Raw genomic sequence first — 20,511 nt, 5'->3', positions numbered from 1 at the left:
TACTGAACGTCACCATGCTGGGTGGCAACCAGTCAGTGGCACCTGAACTCACGACCGACAGCCACCACACGCACCCGACCAAGTGGATGAATCACTCACAACACGACTGACCTCGCAAAACGACTTTGCGCATCGCCCTGGGAGCTGATCGAGCGTTGTCAGGCATTCATCGTGAACCTGTACGCAAAGGGAGAGCCGTTGAAGTCGTATTTCAACCGGCACGTCGCCAGTCTGCCTGCCCCACGAGGCGAGTCCATGGCCTAGGCCATGTCTCGCGGATCTTGGATCGTGGTATTCGCGCCCAGCTGCCCCCTGGCCGCGTTGTCGGAAGGCCCGAATACAACCCGGTATGAGCGGCCTTCCGCCGCCTTGCCAGGAGACATCTGGATCACGAATCCCATCGACCAAAATCCACGAGACACGACCTAGCCCTTCGGTGGAGCCCATGCGCGACGGAGAACCGCCACGCTCGGAGGAGCCGGATCGCGCGGACAACCAACTGGACGTCTCGGGCGATGCCGGCGACTTCGTGCAGGCTCGGGACGTTCACGGCGGTGTTCACTTCCACCATGTCCGCAGGTCGTCGTTCAGCGTGATTCCGCAACAGCTCCCGGGTCTCGATCGGGGTTTCGTCAACCGGCAGGCGGAGCTCGCCCAACTGGCCAAGACCCTCGAGGTGAGCAACGAAGGGCCGTTGATTGTCGTGATCACCGGTACCGCCGGTGTGGGCAAGACAACGCTCGCACTGCGCTGGGCCCACAGCCTTCGCGATCAGCATCCCAACGGGCAGCTCTACATGAATCTGCGCGGGTACGACCCGAGCCTGCCCGCCGTCCCGGAGGACGTGCTCGGACGATTCCTCAGAGACCTCGGGGTACCGCCAGGGGCGATACCGCTCGCTCTCGACGATCGGGCGGCACTGTTCCGCTCGGTCCTGGCCGGCAGGCGCGCGCTGGTCGTACTGGACAACGCGGCCACCGTCCAGCAGGTGCGACCGCTGCTTCCCGGTTCGCGGGAGTGCCTGGTCATCGTCACCAGTCGGAGCCGGTTGTCCGGCCTGGTCATCCGGGAGGGCGCCGCGCGGGTCGCGCTGGACCTGCTGGGTGAAGACGACGCAGTAGCCCTCCTGCGTGCCGTGACAGAGAGTTACCGCGATGATGATGACCATGCCGACATGCTGGAACTCGCCGGCTTGTGCGCACGGTTGCCGCTGGCACTGAGAATCGCCGCCGAGCGTGCGGCCGGGCGCCCACGCATGCAGCTGTCAGAGCTGATCGCTGATCTTCGACACGAGTCCGGCAACCTCTGGAACGCGTTGACCCCTGATGGCGACGATGACGCGGACGCGGTGCGGACCGTGTTCGCCTGGTCTTATAGAGCGCTGTTCCCGCAGGCCGCGGAGATGTTTCGACTGTTGGGGCTGCACCCCGGCGAGGACTTCGGCATTCCCGCCGCTGCCGCGCTCGCCGGCCTGAGTGCCACCAAGGCGCGCCAGGGCATCGAGGCGCTGGTGGGTGCTCAACTGATCGAGCACAGCGGTCCGGGAAGGTATCAGTTCCATGACCTGCTGCGTGCCTACGCGGTGGACCAGTTGGAGCAAGGGGAACCGATCGAGATCGCCGGTGCTGCGGTGGACCGCGTGTTGTCGTGGTACCTGCACACGGCCGACGCCGCACAACGCGCCATCGCTCCGTTCGACAGCTATGCGTTGGCAGACGAACCGACTTCCGGTGCCGTGCCCCTCACGTTCGAGAGCTACGACGACGCCCTCACCTGGTACCGAACGGAATCACGAAACCTGATGGCCGCAGCTCGACGCGCACGCGAGCACGGCAACAACGCCGTCGCCTGGAGGTTCGCGGCAGTCCTACGTGCGATCTACATCCACCAGAACAGCTTCGACGACTGGGTCACGGTCGGAAGAATCGGTCTCGAAGCCGCCATCGAACTCGACGACGCCGTCGCTGAGGCCGAGGCACTCGAAACCCTGGCAAAGGCGCTCTTCCAAGCTCGTCAGCTCGACCAGGCGACAGTCCACCACACGCGCCTGCTGGCCCTCCGCCGGCACCTCGGTGACCAGTTCGGGGAGGCCAAGTCCATCAATGCCCTTGGCCTGCTGGCTCTGCGGCGCAGGCGACTCGACGTCGCGCAGGAGCACTTCGCGGCTGGTGCCGACATGTTTGCCTCGCTCGGCGAGCGACGCTTGTCGGCTCTGTTGCACGACAACCTGGCCGAGGCTCTGACCGACGCCGGGACGCCTGGGCCAGCCGTTGACCTGGCACGTGACGCTCTCACGACCTTCCGCGACCTCGGCGACAGGTTCGGGATGGGCAACGGGCTGTTCACCCTCGCCAAGGCGCTGCGTACGGCCGGCCGGCTGGACGACGCCGAGACCGCCATCGCGGAAGCGCTCGGGATCGCTGAGCAGGACGACAACGACGTCTGGCGGGCACATTGGCTCGCAGAGCTGGCGAGCATCCAACTCGACGTGGGGCGCCCGGCCGAAGCGCTGGCGGCCTTTCACAGAGCTGCCGTTCTGCAACGCCGGCTGGGAGACCGCAGTCGAGAGGCGATGGCCCTCGACGGTTCCGGCAGGGCCTTCCAAGCGCTCGGCAACTACGAGGAAGCCGCCAAGTTTCACCGCCGGGCGGTCCAGGTCCATCGTGAGCTGGGCGACAGGTGGCAGCGGGCGACCGCGCTCGACCACCTCGCCACTGCGCTCGACCAGGACGGCGAGGTCGACCAGGCACACCAGCTCTGGCGTGACGCACTTTCGTTGTTGGTCGAGTTCGAAGATGGTGCGGCCACGGCGATGCGCCGCCGGATATCGGCGAGGATGAGCGGTTGACGCACCACACATCAACAGATTCGTCCAGCCGCGAGGGTGGTTCGGGTGCGGGGGTCGAGGAAGTGCACGAGGATGAGCAGAGCTGCCAGGGTGGCACGATCTCGTCGGCCTACCAGCGCTTGCCGATCAACGAGGGGATGCCTACCTGGTGGTCACCTCGAATCCAGACAAGATCGCAAGCGAGCCGTGGGCAGGCCAGGAAGTCAAGGTGACCACATGCTTGGGCTAGATCAGGTACGCCGCTACTCGTGGGCTGAAGAGGACACCAACCTGGCATGGACGCTGGCCGTCATCACCGGCCGGATGCCCGATGAGGTGATCGAGGCGTATGGCGGTGATCCCAGCCAGACGCCGGAAGTGCTGCCGTTCGCCAGCGCCCAGGTGTCGCCGGACGAGCTGGGCGCGTACACGCTCGTCCAGATCAGGGAGGCTGGCCGGCACGTCGTGGCCATCGAGAACAACGGTTGGCACGGCAAGGCCATCGAGGTTGCCGAACCGGGCATCCTCCCGCGGCGCCGCGTTTGTGAGCGTCTTCTGGAATCTCAACGCCAACTACAAGCTGACTGCTGCCGTAGACGGCAAGCTCACCGCGTCGTTCGACCCGTTGACTGCCCAGCATCCCGCCCCCATCGGGGAGACATACCCAGACTGGATCACGGACGTGGTGTTCACCGACGAGGAACTACACGCCATCCTGCTTGCCGTTGTGGAACAGCAAACCGGCCTGGCCGTTGATCCGGTTTGGCTCACCGATCCGTTGCCGACGTACCGCGTTCCGGCATAATCCCGAGCCGTCGCACCCCGTCCAGCACGCGAGCAAGTGGTTCGTCATCCTGGTTGGCGTACACCGGCGGCAATCCGCAGTAAGGGTCTGTTCGTAGGCGTCCATCAGCTCGTCCGTCATCCGTGGCAGCACGCCCCTGCGGCCACCCATGTCGAAGTCAAGGTTCGCCATGGCCGGGTCGTGCAAGAACCGTCCCTCACCGTGACCCGCCCAGCCTGCGCGGAGGCCGTTCCCGCCACCGGCCTCAACTCCCGCGCGGAAACTCCCGACCTTTTGTCCTCGATGCCCCCGGTGTCAGGGACACACTCGCGGGCCGGGGTTCGTCGTCAGGTGCCGAGCAAGGTCCGTGCGTGCGCCGTGAGCGACATGGCAAGCTCGGGATGGTCCCCGCCGTCGATCCGCCGGAGTAGGCGGGCGACGACGTACAACTGCGCCACTCGACCACTCGGGCTGTCGAGCACGTCGGCGAACTGGTCGCGTACCTGGTCGACAACCTCGGGAACGAGTAGGCCGTAACACAGCAGCGTCGCCGCGTCCGTTCCCGCGGGCGCCGTTCCCCACAACTCCCAGTCGAGCACGCCGAGCCGTGGGCGCATGAGGTTCGACCAGTGCAAGCCACCGTGCGCCGTGGTCCAGTGCTCGATCGTAGTGTCGACGTCGTCCCCGAACCGGCCGCGCACCCGCTCAGCCACGCGCGCCTGGTCGGCATGGGTCCGCTCGGTCGGGGTGGCGGCGAGAGTGTCGAGCGACCGGCGGAGGCCCGCCCACCACTTGGCCGACACGTCCGGCGGCGCCCGGAGAACGTCGCTCGGCGAGCAGGGCTCGCCTGGCACCACGGTCATCAGCTCCGCGCGCTGGTTTCGCCAGTCGCGTTCCGGCCACTCGAACACCTCAAGGACCCGCGGTTTGACCAAGTTCGTGATGGCGTTCGCGTCGAGGTTGCCCGTCCACGCGTAGCCCCGTGCCCACTGCGGTTCCTCGGACACCACCCGAAGCCAGCACGCGCCGTGCTCGCTGGTCACCGGCACGCCGATCGAGCGGAGTCGCCACCCGAACGACGCCGCCCCGGTCACCGCCACGCCGAACCGCTCGGCTGCCCGGCCGACGTTGTGCCGTTGGAAGTTGCGGAACGTCGCGTCGCCGTCAGTCGGTGGCTCGGCAACCAGATAGTCGATCATGAGTCGGTGAGGTGGCGCAGGTAGGCAGTGGGGTTGTCGAGATAGCGGCGCCAGTGGCCGACAAGCTGGAGTTCGGACCACCTCGCCCGACGTAGACCGTGCTCGTCCACCTCGATGAGGTCGGCGCCCGGTGTCGAGGCCAGGATCGGCGAGTGGGTCGCACACACCACCTGTGCCCCGGCCTCGCCGAGTTCGTACATCAGGGCGACGAGTCGCAGGCACGCGGTGAACGACAGCGCCGACTCAGGTTCGTCCATGACATAGAAACCGGGATCGCGGAACATCGACCGGAACACGGCGAGGAACCCCTCACCGTGGCTCATCTCGGCCGTGTTCTCCTCCCAGTAGCCAGGAACACCGCCGAGGTTCTCAGTCATACCGAACGCGGTCTCGGCGCGAAGGAAGAAGCCCTCCTTCTTCAACCGCGGACCGGCCAACATCCGAGCGCCCTTGGCGGTGGTCTCCAGCCGCAGAACCTCGCCAAGAGCTGTCTTGGCGGTATCCGCGTTGCCTGCCTTGCGGGCTGCTCGCCCACCGCGCGCATCGAGCTTGAACCCCTCGGCGACAGCCTCGACCAGCGTCGACTTGCCCGAAGCGTTGTCGCCGACGAGGAACGTCACCGGGTGCGTGAACTCAACGCCGTGCTCGACGACCTCGGCGACGGCCGGCACGGTGTACGGCCACTGCCGGAAGTGCGCCGGCCGCAGCCCGTCTGGCACGTACGCGCGACTGACGAACACTCATCCACTCCTAGTCATAGTTCGGCTGACATCCGCCCTTCGGGCCGCACGGACCGGCGCCCGTGGGCCAGCATGACGGATTGCACGCCGGACTACAGTTCGGCCCGCACCGTGGGTCACACGGTCCCATGTTCGGCCGGCTCACGAAGCTCGCGGACAGCGCTGCCGTGGTCTCGACCATCCTCGGCCCGGTGATGATCTCGGCGAGGGCCTCCTGTCGGACGTTGCCGACCGGCAGCCACCGAGAGAACACACACGGCCAGACGTCGCCGGTGGGTGAGATGGCGACCGTGCCGTGGGTGCAGTTGCCACAGAGCTGGTCGACGCTCGGCGTCTGCTCGCGGACGCCGCGGCCGACCTGGCGCAGGTGGTCAACGCGGACCTCACCGAGCACACCGAGGTCAACGAGCGCACGACGCGCCTCGGCGACCCGCTGCCCGTCTTCCACGTCGATGACACCGACGCGCAGCGGAATCGACCGCCGCAGCGCCTCGGCGATGTTCGCCGTTGTCCTCGCGTAGCTGTCCCGCCCCTGAGTAATCGCCTCGTGCTGCGCCGCGTTGTCGGTGTAGTAGCTCGTCGCGAGCCGGACACCAGGCCGCTCGAACACATCCCACAGCGCCGGGGACACGTGAACAAGGTTGCTGAACACCTCGACCTCGACTCCCCTGCCGAGCGCGTGCTCGACGAGTCGTGGAAGGTCGCGGTTCAACGTGGGCTCACCCCCGATGAACTGCACCATCGTGGTACCGAGACCAGCCGCTTGGTCGATCACGCTCAACCAGTCCTCCGCCGTCATCGCCCCGTCGGTCCCCGTGGGCCCGGAACCGGCATAGCAGTGCGCACAGCGCAACTGGCACTTGCCGGTGATCTCCAAGCCACACAAACGACAGTTCAGTCAACCCGGACTCCTGGATCGGGACTGAGCCATTTCCTCTGGTGGTGGTTTCTCGGTTGTTTCGGCGCGCCGCCGTCATGGATCGGGCAGGGGTTCGGCGCGGGCCTCGTCCGGAGGAACGGCGGGTTCGGCGGCCAGATGGGCACAGTCCGCCGCATCACGTCGGCGTCGAGCGACACGTTCGCGGCAGCATGGGGTGGCCGACACGCGGTGCACACGCTTGTCGTCGGTGTGCTCGCGGGCGGGAGCGGCGAGCACCCGGTCAGTTCGTGGTCAGGAAATGGCGCCAGGTGTTCGGGGTGAAGGCGAGGATGCCGCCGGTCCGGTTCTTGGTGTCCCGCACCAGAACCGCGTCGACGGCCTGGCCGACCTCCACGCACGCGCTGCCATTACCCGCGCTGCGGCTGGACTTGCGCCAGCTCAGGCCGACCTCCACGCACGCGCTGCCGTTGCCCCCGGTGAAGCTGGACTTGCGCCAGCTCACGACGCGATCCGCTGCTTCCATTGCCGCATACCTTCCTCGATCAGCTCCAGGGACTCGCCGCCGGAGAACGCGTCCGTCCGGATCGTGTCAAACACGACCGCCGCCATCTCCACCATGGCCGGGTCCTGCACGGTCTGGCCGTCCAACACGTTGTCCAGGTACGCCACCGCCGGCTGCCTGGCCAGCTCCGCGATGATGAACCCGCCCAGCAGCGCGATGTGCGAACGGGCGGCGGAGAGCACCTGAATGGTAACGCGCGGCCGGCGGGCGAACTCGGCCAGCTTCGCCAGTTGCGTCACCATCACCTCGGGGCCGCCGATCTCGCGGCGCAGCACCTGCTCGTCGATGACCACCCACAGCCACGGTGGCTCCTCGGCGTCCAGCACCGCCTGGCGGTCCAGCTTCGCCGCCACCCGCGCGGCCATCTCGTCGCTGGTCAGGCCGGGGTACGCCTCGACCAGGGTCCTGGCGTAGTCCTCGGTCTGCAGCAGGCCGGGCACGAGCGTGTGCTCGAACCATTTGAGCGTCCGGGCGTCCGCCTCGGCGGCCACGAACGGGCGGAAGCCCGGCGAGATCGGGGCGGCGCGGATCCGCGCCTCCAGGCGTCGCAGCGTGCCCGCCGTGTCGAGCACCTCGTCCAGCAGCCTCGCCTGTTCCCGGGTCGGCACCCGGTAGCCGGACTCGATGTTCTTCACCGTGGACTGGCTGAACCCGATCCGCCTGGCCAACTCGCCCTGGGTGATGCCGCGCTTGTCCCGCAGCGCCCGCACCTCCTCGGCGATCAGCAGCCGCTCCACGTCGCCGCCAGGCCCAACGGCCATCTCACCTCTCCTGGGTTCGGGGTCACAAAAGTCACGTTCTCAGCCAGTCGGACACCATTGCCGTTGACGTAGTGCGCACGGTACGCCACGCAGTGCATCCTCAAGCCGTGGGACACCAAACAGGATTCAAGTATGTGTTGAGGCTCGCCGGAGACCGCTTCGGCTCGGACGAGACGATCACGACCGAGGACGTGCCGGGCGCGGAGGCAGACCTGACCGCCGGGCTGCGGCCATGGCTGCTCGCGTATCTGAACAACGGCTGCCACGGCAACGGCTGGTACATCGCCTTCCTGGTCGCCACGACCGAAACCGGCGCCTACGACACGTACGACTCGCTGGCCGCGGAAGACGTCATCTGGTACTTCGACGAGGAATGCGCTCCGCTGTCCGCTATCCGGTGAGCGTCAGGACTGGTAGGCCTCGACCGGCGGGCAGGAGCACACCAGGTTCCGGTCGCCCTGCCCACCTCTCGTGCTTGATGGCGATCATCGCGGCACAGAAGCGATCCAGCTCCGCCAGGTCCTCGCTCTCGCCCTCGGCCCCATCCTCACCCACCCGGTGTTCGCCACCTACCCGCTCGGAGACCGCGTTGCTGCGGTACTTGCGTGGACTGTCCGACAAGGGTTGCCCCGAGATCACGGAGCGAGGCGCCACAGTGCGTCCACCGGCAAGGCTCTGATCTTCTCGCCGAACGGCAAGGTCTGTTGGCCGGTGTAGAGCACGTAGCCGGCGACGAACCGATCGCCGAGGTGGCTGGCCAGATTCCGCAAGCCGGCCAGATCCTCGGTGCGCACTGTCGCGCCTGCCTTGACCTCTACTCCGATCACCCTGCCGTCGGGTGTCTCGATGACCGCGTCAACTTCCTGTTTGTCCTTGGTCCGGTAGTGATACAGCCGTCCACGCTCCCCGGACCAGGTGAGCTGGCGGGCGAGCTCCATGACGACGAAGTTCTCCATCATGGATCCGGCGGCTCCGCTGGGCTCACCCAGCCGTACGGGGTCTTGGCCGATGAGATGGCAGGCAACGCCGGTATCCACGAACGCAAGTTTCGGGGTGCCCACGGCCCGGCGCGTCTGCCCGGATGACCAGGCAGGAATGCTCTTGATGAGAAAGACCGACGCCAACAACTCCAGGTAGCGCACGAGGGTGGTTCGCGGGATACCGGACAGAGTGGAGAGTGCGGCCGGTTCCAGCAGGCCGCCGGCACGCCCGGCAAGCAGTGCGATCAGTTTGAGCAGGTCGCCTCGACGCTCGATGCTGGCCAGTTCCAGGACGTCGCGTTCGATCAAGGTCGTCAGGTAGGAGCCGAAGAAGGCGGTTCGGCGGCGGGGAGTGCGGCGCGTGGCTTCGGGAAAGCCACCGGCCACGAGACGCTCCAGGTAGTCGCGGCGGCGTAGTTCCGATGAGTGGTCGATCCGGGGACCGTGCCTGAAAGCGGCGTCCACAAACCGGTCGGGACCTCCATGCAGCTCTCCCTGGGAGAACGGCCACAGCTCGATCACCTCCATGCGGCCCGGCAGTGCGTCCGGGAGAGTTCGCATGGCCAGGATCCGGGACGAGCCCGTCAGGAGGTAGCGGCCGGGTGTCGGATCCAGATCCACGGATACCTTGATCGGCTGAAGGAGTTCCGGAACCAGCTGGATCTCATCGATGACCATGAGACTGTCGTGCTCCACGAATCCGGTTGGATCGTCCTTGGCGGCCCGCAACGTGGCCGGGTCGTCGAGGAGACGGACCACTGCCGCCTGGCGTTCGGTGGCAAGCCTGGTCAGCGTGCTCTTGCCGGCCTGACGAGCTCCATTGACAAGGACGACACGCGTGTCCTCGAGTGCCTCGTGAACTAGGGACTCGGCGCGGCGGGGGATCATACCGAAGGGCTCGGGCATGGGGACAGTGTGCCGTAAGAGCAAGATCATTGGTCATCTGGACGGTCCGAACGTGGTCATCTGGACGGTATCCTCGTGGTCATCTGGACGGGCCACGCCGAGTGCGGAGCCGTCCCCGCCGCATGCCCTGAACGACGCCTTCAGGGCATTGAGCGTCCTGAACGACGCCTTCAGGCGTTCCGGGGAGGCGTCAGGACTGGTACGCCTCGATCGGCGGGCAGGAGCACACCAGGTTCCGGTCGCCCTTCGCGCCGTCGATGCGGCGGACCGGGGGCCAGACCTTGGGACCGGCGGCGCCCGTCGGGTACGCGGCCTCCTCGCGGCTGTACGGGTGGTCCCACTTCCCGGCGATCGACTCGGCCGTGTGCGGCGCGTTGCGCAACGGGTTGTCCTGCGCCGGCCAGTCGCCCGCGGCGACCCGGCCGATCTCGCGCTTGATGGCGACCATCGCCTCGCAGAAGCGGTCCAGCTCGGCCAGGTCCTCGCTCTCGGTGGGCTCCACCATGAGCGTGCCGGCCACCGGGAACGACATCGTCGGCGCGTGCAGGCCGTAGTCCGCCAGGCGCTTGGCCACGTCGTCGACCGTGATGCCCGTCGCCTTGGTGATGCCGCGCAGGTCCAGGATGCACTCGTGCGCGACCCGGCCGTGCGCGCCGGTGTACAGCACCGGGTAGTGCGCGGTGAGCCGCGCGGCCACGTAGTTGGCCGCGGCCACCGCGGTCATCGTCGCGCGACGCAGCCCCTCGGCACCCATCATGCGCACGTACGCCCAGGAGATCGGCAGGATCGACGCGCTCCCCCACGGCGCCGCGCTGATCGGCCCCACCCCGGTCGCCGGGCCGGCGGCGGGCTGCAGCGGGTGGTTCGGCAGGAACGGCGCCAGGTGCTCGCGCACGCCGATCGGACCGACGCCGGGGCCGCCGCCGCCGTGCGGGATGCAGAACGTCTTGTGCAGGTTCAGGTGCGACACGTCCGCGCCGAACTTTCCGAAGCGCGCCAGGCCGATGAGCGCGTTCAGGTTGGCACCGTCCACATAGACCTGACCGCCCGCGTCGTGCACCAGCGCGCAGACCTCGCGCACGGTGTCCTCGTACACGCCGTGCGTCGACGGGTAGGTGATCATGATGCAGGCCAGGCTCGCACGGTGCTCGTCCACAGTGGACCGGAGGTGGTCCATGTCGATGTTCCCGTTGTCGTCACAGCGAACCACGACCACACGCATGCCGGCCATGGCGGCGCTGGCGGCGTTGGTGCCGTGCGCCGACGCGGGGATCAGGCAGACGTCGCGCCCGCTCTGGCCGCCTGCCCGGTGGTAGGCGCGGATCGCCAGCAGGCCGGCGAACTCGCCCTGGCTGCCGGCGTTGGGCTGCAGGCTCACCGCGTCGTAGCCGGTGAGCTGGGCGAGCCAACCCTCCAGATCGGACACGATCTTGAGCAGTCCCTCGGCGTCGGAGACCGGCACGAACGGGTGCAGGTCGGCGAACGCGGGCCAGGTGATCGGCTCCATCTCCGCGGTGGCGTTGAGTTTCATCGTGCACGAGCCGAGCGGGATCATGCTCCGGTCGAGCGCGACGTCCTTGTCGGACAGTCCACGCAGGTACCGCAGCAGCGCGGTCTCCGAGCGGTGCGTCGAGAACACCGGGTGGGTGAGGAACTCCGAGGTCCTGGCGAGCGCGGCCGGGTAGGCGTCGTCGGTCGCCGCGTCCAGGTCCTCGACCGCCCCCGGCGAGACGGCGAACGCCTGCCACACCTGACGCAGGTGCGCGCGGGTGGTGGTCTCGTCGCACGCGATGCCGACGTGGTCGGCGTCGGCGAGCCGCAGGTTCACGCCCAGCGAGCGGGCGGCGGCCACGACGTCGGCGGCCCGCCCGGGTGCCTTCGCCAGCACGGTGTCGAAGAAGCTGCCGTGCACGACCTCGACGCCACCGTCGCGCAGGCCCGCGGCGAGGACCGCGGCCATCCGGTGCGCGCGGGTCGCGATCGCGCGCAGCCCGGCGGGCCCGTGGTAGACCGCGTACATCGAGGCGACGATCGCGAGCAGCACCTGCGCGGTGCAGATGTTGCTGGTCGCCTTCTCGCGGCGGATGTGCTGCTCGCGGGTCTGCAGCGCGAGCCGGTAGGCCCGGTTGCCGTCGGCGTCGGTGCTCACGCCGACCAGCCGGCCGGGCAGCTGCCGCTCGAGTCCCTGGCGGACCGCGAGGTAGCCGGCGTGCGGGCCGCCGAAGCCCATCGGCACACCGAAGCGCTGGGTGCTGCCGGCGACGACGTCCGCGCCGATCTCGCCCGGCGGACGCAGCAGCGCGAGCGCGAGGATGTCGGCGGCGACGACTACCTGCGCGCCGCGCTCGTGCGCGGCCTCGACGAGCGCCTGGTGGTCGCGCAGCGCGCCGCTCGCTCCTGGGTAGGACAGCAGCAGGCCGAAGAAGTCGCCGTCCGGCAGGCCACCGGTGAGGTCGGCGACCTCGACCTCGATGCCGAGCGGCTCGGCGCGGGTCTCGATCACGGCGATGGTCTGCGGGAACGTGTCGGCGTCGACGAGGAAGCGCGGCGAGCGGGCCCGGCCGGCGCGGCGGACCAGCGTCATCGCCTCGGCTGCCGCGGTGGACTCGTCGAGCATGGAGGCGTTGGCGAGCGGCAGGCCGGTGAGGTCGGCGACCATGGTCTGGAAGTTGAGCAGCGCCTCGAGCCGGCCCTGGGAGATCTCCGGCTGGTACGGCGTGTACGCGGTGTACCAGGCCGGGCTCTCGAGAACGTTGCGGCGGATGACCGGCGGGGTGAGCGTGCCGTAGTAGCCGAGGCCGATCATCTGGACCCGCGGCTCGTTGCGGTCGGCCAGCTCACGCAGCTCGGCGAGCGAGCGGTGCTCGGAGGCGGGCGCCGGCAGCTCGACATCCGCCTGCTCGCGGATGGAGTCCGGCACGGCCTGCTCGACGAGCTCCTCGAGCGAGCCGATGCCGATGACGTCGAGCATCCGCGCGAGCTCGGCGGGTCGCGGCCCGATGTGCCGGTCGGCGAACTGGGTGCCGTCCTCGAGCGCGGCGAGCGGGATGCGGTCCTGGGTCACTGTCGCCTCCGGTGTGGGGTGGGCATGCCGAAGCAGGCCTCCCCCTCTGTCCGTGCCCACTGACGCGGGCGCCTGAGAGCTTCGTCCGCTTTCGACGGACTTGCACCTTCGGCGGGGCGGACCGGGCCACCCACTTTCCAGAGGCGTCTCGCCCACGCGGTTCGGGTGCCTGAGAGGTTCCGGGGAGGAGTTGCTCCTTCGGCGCCGAGCCGGAGCTCGGACTCTCCCGCGCGGGATCTGCGACTACACCGCGCAGCCTACCCCGCGGGACCCGAGAATCCCTGACAGCCCGACGGACGACACGCTTTCGCCCGGACCGGACGAAACTCGCGTCGGTGACGACGAAAGGGTGGCGGCGAAAGGTGGTCAGCCGGCGTTGCGGGCCTTGCGGCGGGCGGTCAGCTCGTCGTCGGTGACCGGTTCGACGATGCCGCCGTCGGCGCGTTCGGCCGGGAACTCGTGGATCGTGCCGTTGATCTCCTGCATCGCGCCGCTGACGGCGATGCCGAACACGCCCTGGCCGCCCTGCAGGAGGTCCACGATCTCCTCGGGCGAGGTGCACTCATAGACCGTCGTGCCGTCGCTGAACAGCGTGATCCTGGCCAGGTCGCGGACGCCCCGGCGGCGCAGGTGGTCGACCGCGACCCGGATGTTCTGCAACGACACCCCGGTGTCCAGCAGCCGCTTGACCACCTTCAGGACCAGCACGTCCTTGAACGAGTACAACCGCTGCGACCCCGACCCGTGCGCGCTGCGAATGGTCGGCGCGACGAGCCCGGTCCGGGCCCAGTAGTCCAGCTGTCGATACGTGATACCCGCGATCTGGCACGCGGCCGGGCCGCGGTAGCCGACGAGCTCGTCGGGCGCTGACTCGTCCGGGAACAGTTCGCCCTGCTCACCGGTGCCGGCCTCGACGGGACCTTCCTCGACCACGCCTGCCTCCGCTCGTCAACCGCCCGCGAGACAACCCGAGGCGACGTCGAATGACATCCTCGCGATTCGCTCAGGATTGACGGTAGGTCGATGGCGGGGACCGGTCAACGCGACGCGCGGGCGAACGGGTCCAAACCTCAACGTCAAGTCGAGGCTTCAGCTCACGTATCGGCGCCGCGACTGTGCCCTGCGGGACATCATGTGTCAGCCCCACGACTGTGCCCTGCGGGACACCCGCACCCGGGCCCCCGACTTTCGCGGAGCCGCATCGAGAACCATCACGTGTCAGCGCCGCGAAAGTCTTCCGGTGAAACCGAGTCGAGGAACTCGCGGAACTTCTCGACCTCGTCCTCCTGCTCGTCCGGGATGATCAACCCGGCCTCCTGCAGGACCGCGTCCTCGGCGTGGATGGGCACGCCGACGCGAAGGGCTAAAGCGACCGAGTCGCTGGGCCTGGCCGACACTCGCACGTCGCCGTCGAAGACGAGCTCGGCGAAGAAGGTGCCCTCGCGCAGATCGGTGATGCGGACCTGTTCCAGCTCCCGGCCCAGCGCCCCGATCACGTCTTTGAGCAGGTCGTGCGTCAGTGGCCGAGCAGGCCGGACGCCCTGCTGCTCCAGGGCGATCGCGGTGGCCTCCACCGAGCCGATCCAGATCGGGAGGTAACGCTCGCCATCCGTCTCGCGCAGCAGCAAGATCGGTTGGTTGGCGGGCAGTTCCACCCGCACGCCCACGACTCGCATCTCGCTCATCGGGTTCGCCTCCCTTCGCTCAGCGAGGATGTACACACCCACACGTCCGAGGATCGCTCATCGTTGGCCTCGACGCTACCCGCCATCCGGTCCCGACGCTTGTGTAATCCGGCAGCGATCCGCGTCACGATGCGACAACGTGCCGTGACAGTCGCGCCGGTTGATCTTCAGCTTACCTGCCCGAAATCTGGCGCAAACCGGCCTTCACGAGAAGCGTGTGCAGTCCGACCGACAGGGCTGCGAGCTCACGCATCGCCTCGTCGGCCCGGCCCCGCGCGTCCTCGCCGTGCTGGCGGTACATCGGCGCCACGATCTGCTCGAGCAACCCCACCTCGCGGTCCGCCGATGCCCGGAAGGCGCGCAGGTGCCGGGGCTCGATGCCGAACTCGGCCATGGACCGCACCATTCGCGCGACCATCGCGGAGTCCGTGTCGTAGAACCCGGCGGCACCCGGACGGACCAACCCGTACTGCTCCAACTCGCCCAGCGCGGCCGCGTCGATGCCGGCCTGCTCGAGCAGGTCCTCCTTGGTCAGCCGGCGCAGCGGCTCCTCGGCGAACTCGCGTGCGCTGGGTAAACCGTTGGCCGGCACGGACATCAGCCCTCGCGGCGGCCGCGTGGCAGAGCCCGGCGCGTGCTGGTCGGACTCCCCGCGATCCGCGGCATCGAGCTGCTCCTTGATCACCTTCAACGGCAGGTAGTGATCACGCTGGGCGGCCAGGACGAACCTCAGCCGCGCGACGTCGGCCGGGGTGAACCGGCGGTACCCCGACGCCGTGCGGGCCGGTTGGATCAGCCCTTCCGACTCCAGGAACCTGATCTTGGAGATGGTGACGTCCGGGAACTCGGAACGGAGCCGGCTGAGCACCGCTCCGATGCTCAGCCCCTCACCCGATGGCCGCCCGGCAGCCGTCACCCCGACCCCCTGCGCGAACCTATGCGTTGGGGCCGGTGAGGAAGACCAGGCGGAACTTGCCGATCTGGACCTCGTCGCCGCCCGCGAGGACGGCCTGGTCGACCGGCTCCCTGTTGACGTAGGTGCCGTTGAGGCTGCCCACGTCGATGACCACGAACTCGCCGCCCTCGCGCCGGAACTCCGCGTGCCGGCGGGAAACCGTGACGTCGTCGAGGAAGATGTCGCTGTCCGGGTGCCGGCCCGAGCTGGTGGTGTCCCGGTCGAGCAGGAAGCGCGAACCCGCGTTGGGGCCACGCTTGACCACCAGGAGGGCCGAACCGGCCGGAAGGGCATCCACACCGGCGACGGACGGCTCCGCGGGCGGAGCCTCGGTCCCCTCCACCTCGGCGAGGAAGTCGGCCCGGAAGACCGAGGTCCGCTCCGGAGACTGCTCCGGCGGGACGCCGGGCCCGTCGTTGGTGCTCACCTGAGCTCTCCTCCTGCTGATGCTGACTTCTACGAGTGCAAACGTACCGTGCGCGATCAGCAGGCCAGACAGCGAGTCCCCGCCGGCCTGCCGCCCTCAGTCCTTCTCGGTCAGCTCCTGGTACGCCTCGGCGTCCAGCAGGGCCTCCACCGCGCCCGGATCGGTCACCGACACCTCGATGATCCAGCCCTCGCCGTAGGGGTCGCTGTTGATGAGCTCCGGGTGCTCGTCGAGGGCCGTGTTGACCGCGGTGACCTCACCCGCGACCGGCGCGAAGATCTCCGACACGCTCTTGGTGGACTCGACCTCGCCGATCGGGTCGCCCGCGCCGACCGCCTTGCCGACCTCGGGCAGCTCCACGAAGACCACGTCGCCGAGCTGCTGCTGGGCATAGTCGGTGATGCCGACCCGCACGGTCTCGGCCGTCGTGGCCAGCCACTCGTGCTCTTCGGTGTACTTGAGGTCCTCCGGCGTCACGGCCCCATCCTCACGCTCGACGCGATGTGTCTGGCGAATCCTAGATGGGTGCCGGCCGGGCGGACGAGCGCAGTGCCGCGCGGGTCTGCACCAGGTAGAGCACCCCGGACCAGAGGAACAGCGCGCCACCCCAGACGGCGAACGCGTAGGCCACCGGGCGGACGACCGTGGCGAAGTCCGAGCTGCCCTGGGCGAGCAGCAGCAGGGGCATCGCGTACAGGAGGTTGAAGGTCGCCGCCTTGCCGATGTAGGTGACCTCAGGCGGGGCGAACCCGTTGCGGCCGAGCACCCAGATACAGATGCCGACGACGACGTCGCGGCCCACGAGGAGGGCGGCGATCCACCACGGCACGATGTCGCGCGCGACGAACGCGACCACGGTGGCGAGCGTGTAGAGCCGGTCGGCGGCCGGGTCGAGCATGGCGCCGAACCTGCTGGTCTGGTTGAACAGGCGGGCGATCTTGCCGTCGGCCCAGTCCGAGACGCCCGCGTAGACCAGGATCGCCAGCGCCCAGCCGTCGGCCTCGGGGCCGAGCAGCAGCCACAGGAACACCGGCACGAGGGCCAGCCGGATGACGCTGAGCAGGTTGGGGATGGTCCACAGCCGGTCGGGCAGCTCGTCGACGTCGCGAGGCTGTCCGGGCTGCGTCTCCTCCACCATGCCGCCGACTGTATTGCCTGACGGCCGGTTCGGAGCGTGATCAGCGCCGCTCGGCGGTCTCCCGGGTGCGGGTCCAGCCGCGGCGGTGCAGGTCCGCGTCGGTGAGCGACTGGGGCCGGCCGCAGTCGTCGACGCCCACCCAGCGGGGGCGGCCGAGCGCACCCTCCCGGACGTAGGCGTGTCCGCGGCTCCACACCACGCTGCACGGGGTGGTCGGAAGGGTCATGGACGGGGTCTCGCTGGTCATCTCGTCTCGCAGGGTCGAACGGGCTTCCGCAACTTTCTTTCGGCAACTTGGCGGCGCGTGTTAACCCCCTGCACTATCGGGTGACGGACGTTCACCTGTCCGAAATCAGGCGTTACGCACCGGAGTCATTGCCACGGCGTATCTGAACGCCTTCGACAGCAGGACGGTCCCGTCGGTTCCCATCGCGGGCTCGACGGATGCCACGAACGCCTCGTACACGGCCCGCTCTCCCGCGAGCCGGATGGCCAGCGGCAGCTGCTCGCTGCCCAGCATCGCGGCCCACGCGGCGGCCAGGCTCGGGTACCGCGCGGGGCAGCCGACCTCGCCCGTGGTCAGGACGGCCAGGCCCGCGGTCCACAGGCCGGCCTCCAGCCCGGGGTCGTCGGCGAGCGGGACCGAGTCGCGGCGGGTGAGCCGGCGCAGGTGCTCGCCGAACGTCGCCGCCCAGCACCCGGCCGGATGCATCCAGCCGCCCACCGCGACCCGCCCGCCCGGCCGCACCACCCTCGTCAGCTCGGCGAGCGCCGTGCCGGTTCCGACCCCACCGCACGCGGTCACGACGTCGAAGGTGCCGTTGTCGAAGGGCAGCGCGTCCACGTCGCCCACCCGCAGGTCCGCGTCCGGCAACGCCCAGCGGGCGATCTCCAGCCGCTCCACCGCGGTGTCGACCCCGGCCACCAACGCACCCCGACGCTCGGCGGCCCGCAGTAACAGCCCGACCCCACAGCCGACGTCCAGCAGGCGCATCCCGGAAAGCGGCCCGAGCGCGCGCAGGATCGCGCGGTGCAGCGGGCTGTGCCGGTCGTGCCGATGAGGAACATCCAGAACCATGGGTGCGGTGTGTGTTGAGGCCATGCTCGGGCTCCTGCCGCCGGATTCGTCGAGTTCATCGTCAGGGATTTCCCGTCGCTACACATTGGGCAAAGACTCAAATCGGATGGCGCAACGTCTTAGACGATCGGAGCAGCGCAGGTCACGGACGGTGGAATACTTGCGCCGTGCCAAGACGGGTATCGGCGCCGGAACTCATCGGCAGGCAGGCGGAGCTCGCCGTACTGGACGCCGCGCTCGCCGACGCCGCGGCCGGGTCCGGGCGGTTGGTGCTGGTCGAGGGCGACGCCGGGGTGGGCAAGACCCGGCTCGTGCAGCGGTTCGCCGAGCGGGCCGCCGAGTCCGGCGCGGCCGTGCTCACCGGCGGCTGCCTGCAGCTCGAGGCCGACATCCCCTACGCGCCGTTCGCCGAGGCGCTCGCCGCGATCCCGTCCGCGTTCTTCGCCGGCGCATCCGGCGGCGGTCCCGGCGGCAGCCCCGCCGATGCCGGCCGTGCCGGGGAGTTCCGCCGGGTCGCCGACGCGATCGCCACCGCGGGTGATCCAGCGGGCGACCCGGCCGGGCGGCCCGTCGTGCTCGTGCTGGAGGACCTGCACTGGGCCGACGCATCGACCCGGGACCTGCTGGTGTTCCTGCAGCGGGCGTTGCGGCACGCGCCGGTGCTGCAGGTCGGCACGCATCGCAGCGGTGAGATCGCCGGCGACCACCCGGTGGCCGGCATGGTCGCCGAGCTCGGCAGGCTGCCGCACACCGAGCGGCTGCGGCTGCCCCCGCTCGACCCGGCGGAGACCACCGCGCTCGCCCGCGGCCTGCTGGGCGTCGAGCCGGCCGCCGAGATGGTGAAGGTGCTGCTGGCCAGGGCCGAGGGCAACCCGTTCTTCACCGAGGAGCTGGTAGCCGCGTGGCCGGCGCGCGGCGAGGTGCCGCAGACCATCCGCGAGGTCGTGATCACCCGGCTGGCCCGGCTCACCCCGGGCGCCCGGCACCTCGCCCGGCTCGCGTCGGTGGCCGGTCGCACCGCGCGGCACGACCTGCTCGCCGGCCTCGCCGGGCTGTCCGACGTGGACCTCGACCCGGCGGTGCGGGAGCTGATCCACCACGGGCAGCTCGTGACCAGCGGCTCGGTCGAGGGCGCCGACGGCTACGCGTTCCGGCACGCGCTGATCCGGGAGGCGATCTACGCCGACCTGCTGCCCGGCGAGCGCCGGCAGGCCCACGGCCGGGTGGCCCGGCTGCTCGACGGCCAGGGGGCCGCCGCCGAGCTCGCGCACCACTGGGACGCGGCCGGTGAGGCGGCCGAGGCGCTCGCCGCGTCGGTCCGCGCGGGCGACGCGGCCGGTGCGGGGTTCGCGCCGGCCGAGGCGCACGTCCACTACGAGCGGGCGCTGCGCTGGTGGCCGTCGGTGACCGGGGCAGCGGACCTCGCCGGTGCCGACCTGGACACGGTGCTGGAGCGCGCGGCCGAGTCGGCGAGCCTCGCCAGCCGCAACGCGCGGGCGGTCGAGCTGACCCGGCAACGGATCACCGAGCTGGACGAACACACCGAACCCGAACGGGTGGCGCTGGCCTACGCGGTGTTGTCGTACCGAGCATGGGCGTCGGCGGACTGGCCGCTGGCGCGCCGGTCCAACGAGCGCGCGCTGGAGCTGATCCCGGCCGGCTCGCCCGCGCGGGTGCCGATCCTGGCCCGGCGCGCGGGCCTGGCGATGCTGTCGTCGCGGCACCGGCAGGCGGTGGCGCACGCGACCGCGTTGCTGCCGGTCGCCGAGGCGGCGGGCGACCGGACGTCGCTGGCGCGGGGGCTGATGGTGCTCGGCCTGTGCGAGGTCGGGCTGGGCCACGTCGAGTCCGGGCTCGGGTACCTGCGGCGGCACCGGGAGGTCGCGCTCGAGACATGTGAGCCGCGGATGCTCGGCGTCAGCTACGCCAACCAGCCCGAGGCGCTGGTGTGGGTGGACCGGCCGCGGGAGGCGCTGGCGCTGGCGCGCGAGGGCATCGAGCGGGCCGCACAGTTCGGCTTCGACTTCTACCTGCTGCTGATCGTCGGCAACCAGGTGCGGGCGCTCGCCGAGCTGCACCGCTGGGACGAGGCGCTCGACGCCTCGGACGACCCGTCGGACCCGGCCGCGGACGCGTTCACCCGGCTGCCCGTGGACCTCACCCGTGCGGACCTGTACCTCAAGCGAGGCGCGCTCGCCGAGGCGGCCGCGTTGCTCGACCGGTCGGCCGAGGTGCTCACCGGTCAGGACGACGTGCAGTTCGGCACCGAGCTGGCGGCGTTGCAGGCGCTGCTGGCGGTCCTCGAGCGGCGCTGGGCGGACGCGCGCGCCGCGGTCGCGGACGGCTTGCGGGTGGCGTTGTCGGCGGACAACCAGCATCGCGCGGCCCGGCTCGTGGCGGTCGGCGTGCGGGTGGAGGCCGCGGCCGCCGACGACTACATCCGCGACGCCCGCGGGTCCGGCGCGGCCGTCGAGGCCGCCCGGGCCGCCGCGGACGCCGTGCTGGCGGCCGGTTCGGCGCACCTG

Annotated in this window: 19 protein-coding genes and 1 riboswitch; of the genes, 4 read left to right on the top strand and 15 right to left on the bottom strand. The window is 69.7% G+C overall.

Annotated elements, in window-relative coordinates; all coding sequences use genetic code 11:
* The first annotated feature begins 445 nt into the window (after window positions 1-445).
* Both GEV28_RS33520 and GEV28_RS33515 read left to right on the top strand, forming a co-directional pair.
* Window positions 446-2,848 carry a tetratricopeptide repeat protein gene (locus GEV28_RS33520; RefSeq protein WP_291416870.1) on the top strand — a complete coding sequence of 801 codons (2,403 nt, stop codon included), beginning with the start codon at window positions 446-448 and terminating at the stop codon, window positions 2,846-2,848.
* A gap of 523 nt (window positions 2,849-3,371) precedes the next feature.
* Window positions 3,372-3,632 (top strand): hypothetical protein, encoded by a 261-nt coding sequence (locus GEV28_RS33515; protein WP_291416868.1) that lies wholly within the window; start codon window positions 3,372-3,374, stop codon window positions 3,630-3,632.
* A gap of 326 nt (window positions 3,633-3,958) precedes the next feature.
* On the opposite strand, the gene GEV28_RS33510 is transcribed toward GEV28_RS33515, so the two are convergent.
* From GEV28_RS33510 to GEV28_RS33490, 5 genes are all read right to left on the bottom strand, one after another.
* Window positions 3,959-4,810 carry an aminoglycoside phosphotransferase gene (locus GEV28_RS33510; protein WP_291416866.1) on the bottom strand — a complete coding sequence of 284 codons (852 nt, stop codon included), beginning with the start codon at window positions 4,808-4,810 and terminating at the stop codon, window positions 3,959-3,961.
* Window positions 4,807-5,550: an ABC transporter gene (locus tag GEV28_RS33505; RefSeq protein WP_291416864.1), complete on the bottom strand. Its 744-nt coding sequence runs from the start codon at window positions 5,548-5,550 to the stop codon at window positions 4,807-4,809. Before GEV28_RS33505 ends, GEV28_RS33510 begins: the two co-directional genes overlap by 4 nt.
* 10 nt (window positions 5,551-5,560) lie before the next feature.
* Window positions 5,561-6,403 (bottom strand): radical SAM protein, encoded by an 843-nt coding sequence (locus GEV28_RS33500; RefSeq protein WP_291416872.1) that lies wholly within the window; start codon window positions 6,401-6,403, stop codon window positions 5,561-5,563.
* Window positions 6,404-6,710: 307 nt separating this feature from the next.
* Window positions 6,711-6,932, bottom strand: coding sequence for a DUF397 domain-containing protein (locus GEV28_RS33495; RefSeq protein WP_291416861.1), 222 nt, complete (start codon window positions 6,930-6,932; stop codon window positions 6,711-6,713).
* Window positions 6,929-7,753 carry a helix-turn-helix transcriptional regulator gene (locus GEV28_RS33490; RefSeq protein WP_291416859.1) on the bottom strand — a complete coding sequence of 275 codons (825 nt, stop codon included), beginning with the start codon at window positions 7,751-7,753 and terminating at the stop codon, window positions 6,929-6,931. The genes GEV28_RS33495 and GEV28_RS33490 overlap by 4 nt, the downstream gene beginning before the upstream one ends.
* A gap of 137 nt (window positions 7,754-7,890) precedes the next feature.
* On the opposite strand from GEV28_RS33490, the gene GEV28_RS33485 reads away from it, so the two are divergent.
* Window positions 7,891-8,154 carry a hypothetical protein gene (locus GEV28_RS33485; RefSeq protein ID WP_291416857.1) on the top strand — a complete coding sequence of 88 codons (264 nt, stop codon included), beginning with the start codon at window positions 7,891-7,893 and terminating at the stop codon, window positions 8,152-8,154.
* Between the two features lie 234 nt (window positions 8,155-8,388).
* On the opposite strand, the gene GEV28_RS33480 is transcribed toward GEV28_RS33485, so the two are convergent.
* The 10 genes from GEV28_RS33480 to GEV28_RS33435 form a co-directional block, all read right to left on the bottom strand.
* Window positions 8,389-9,639, bottom strand: a complete 1,251-nt coding sequence (locus GEV28_RS33480; RefSeq protein WP_291416856.1) for an ATP-binding protein — start codon at window positions 9,637-9,639, stop codon at window positions 8,389-8,391.
* Window positions 9,640-9,829: 190 nt separating this feature from the next.
* Entirely contained in the window at window positions 9,830-12,703 is a 2,874-nt protein-coding gene (gene gcvP, locus GEV28_RS33475; protein WP_291416855.1) for an aminomethyl-transferring glycine dehydrogenase, read from the bottom strand.
* Window positions 12,704-12,850: 147 nt separating this feature from the next.
* Window positions 12,851-12,942, bottom strand: a riboswitch (glycine riboswitch).
* A 127-nt stretch (window positions 12,943-13,069) separates the two neighbouring features.
* On the bottom strand, window positions 13,070-13,636 hold the full coding sequence (locus GEV28_RS33470; RefSeq protein ID WP_291416853.1) for a MerR family transcriptional regulator: 567 nt from the start codon (window positions 13,634-13,636) through the stop codon (window positions 13,070-13,072).
* Between the two features lie 278 nt (window positions 13,637-13,914).
* Window positions 13,915-14,388: a bifunctional nuclease family protein gene (locus tag GEV28_RS33465; RefSeq protein ID WP_291416850.1), complete on the bottom strand. Its 474-nt coding sequence runs from the start codon at window positions 14,386-14,388 to the stop codon at window positions 13,915-13,917.
* 172 nt (window positions 14,389-14,560) lie between these two features.
* Window positions 14,561-15,304, bottom strand: coding sequence for a MerR family transcriptional regulator (locus GEV28_RS33460; protein WP_291416848.1), 744 nt, complete (start codon window positions 15,302-15,304; stop codon window positions 14,561-14,563).
* Window positions 15,305-15,323: 19 nt separating this feature from the next.
* Window positions 15,324-15,770: a glycogen accumulation regulator GarA gene (gene garA / locus GEV28_RS33455; protein ID WP_291416846.1), complete on the bottom strand. Its 447-nt coding sequence runs from the start codon at window positions 15,768-15,770 to the stop codon at window positions 15,324-15,326.
* A 96-nt stretch (window positions 15,771-15,866) separates the two neighbouring features.
* A complete protein-coding gene (gene gcvH / locus GEV28_RS33450) occupies window positions 15,867-16,247 on the bottom strand; it encodes a glycine cleavage system protein GcvH (protein ID WP_291416844.1) in 381 nt (126 codons plus the stop codon).
* A gap of 40 nt (window positions 16,248-16,287) precedes the next feature.
* The gene (locus tag GEV28_RS33445; RefSeq protein WP_291416842.1) at window positions 16,288-16,908 is read right to left on the bottom strand and encodes a CDP-alcohol phosphatidyltransferase family protein; all 621 of its coding nucleotides are present in this window, start codon (window positions 16,906-16,908) and stop codon (window positions 16,288-16,290) included.
* A 40-nt stretch (window positions 16,909-16,948) separates the two neighbouring features.
* Entirely contained in the window at window positions 16,949-17,134 is a 186-nt protein-coding gene (locus GEV28_RS33440; RefSeq protein ID WP_367115250.1) for a hypothetical protein, read from the bottom strand.
* A gap of 126 nt (window positions 17,135-17,260) precedes the next feature.
* Window positions 17,261-18,010: a methyltransferase domain-containing protein gene (locus GEV28_RS33435; protein ID WP_291416838.1), complete on the bottom strand. Its 750-nt coding sequence runs from the start codon at window positions 18,008-18,010 to the stop codon at window positions 17,261-17,263.
* Window positions 18,011-18,153: 143 nt separating this feature from the next.
* Here GEV28_RS33435 and GEV28_RS33430 point away from each other — a divergent pair.
* Window positions 18,154-20,511, top strand: a 2,358-nt coding sequence (locus GEV28_RS33430) for an AAA family ATPase (RefSeq protein WP_291416836.1), incomplete at its 3' end; no start/stop codon positions are given.

Source organism: Actinophytocola sp. (genome assembly GCF_009379765.1).
In the GTDB taxonomy this organism is placed as follows: domain Bacteria; phylum Actinomycetota; class Actinomycetes; order Mycobacteriales; family Pseudonocardiaceae; genus Actinophytocola.
Note: the sequence above shows the minus strand (reverse complement) of the source record. Positions and strands in the feature narration are given on the sequence as shown.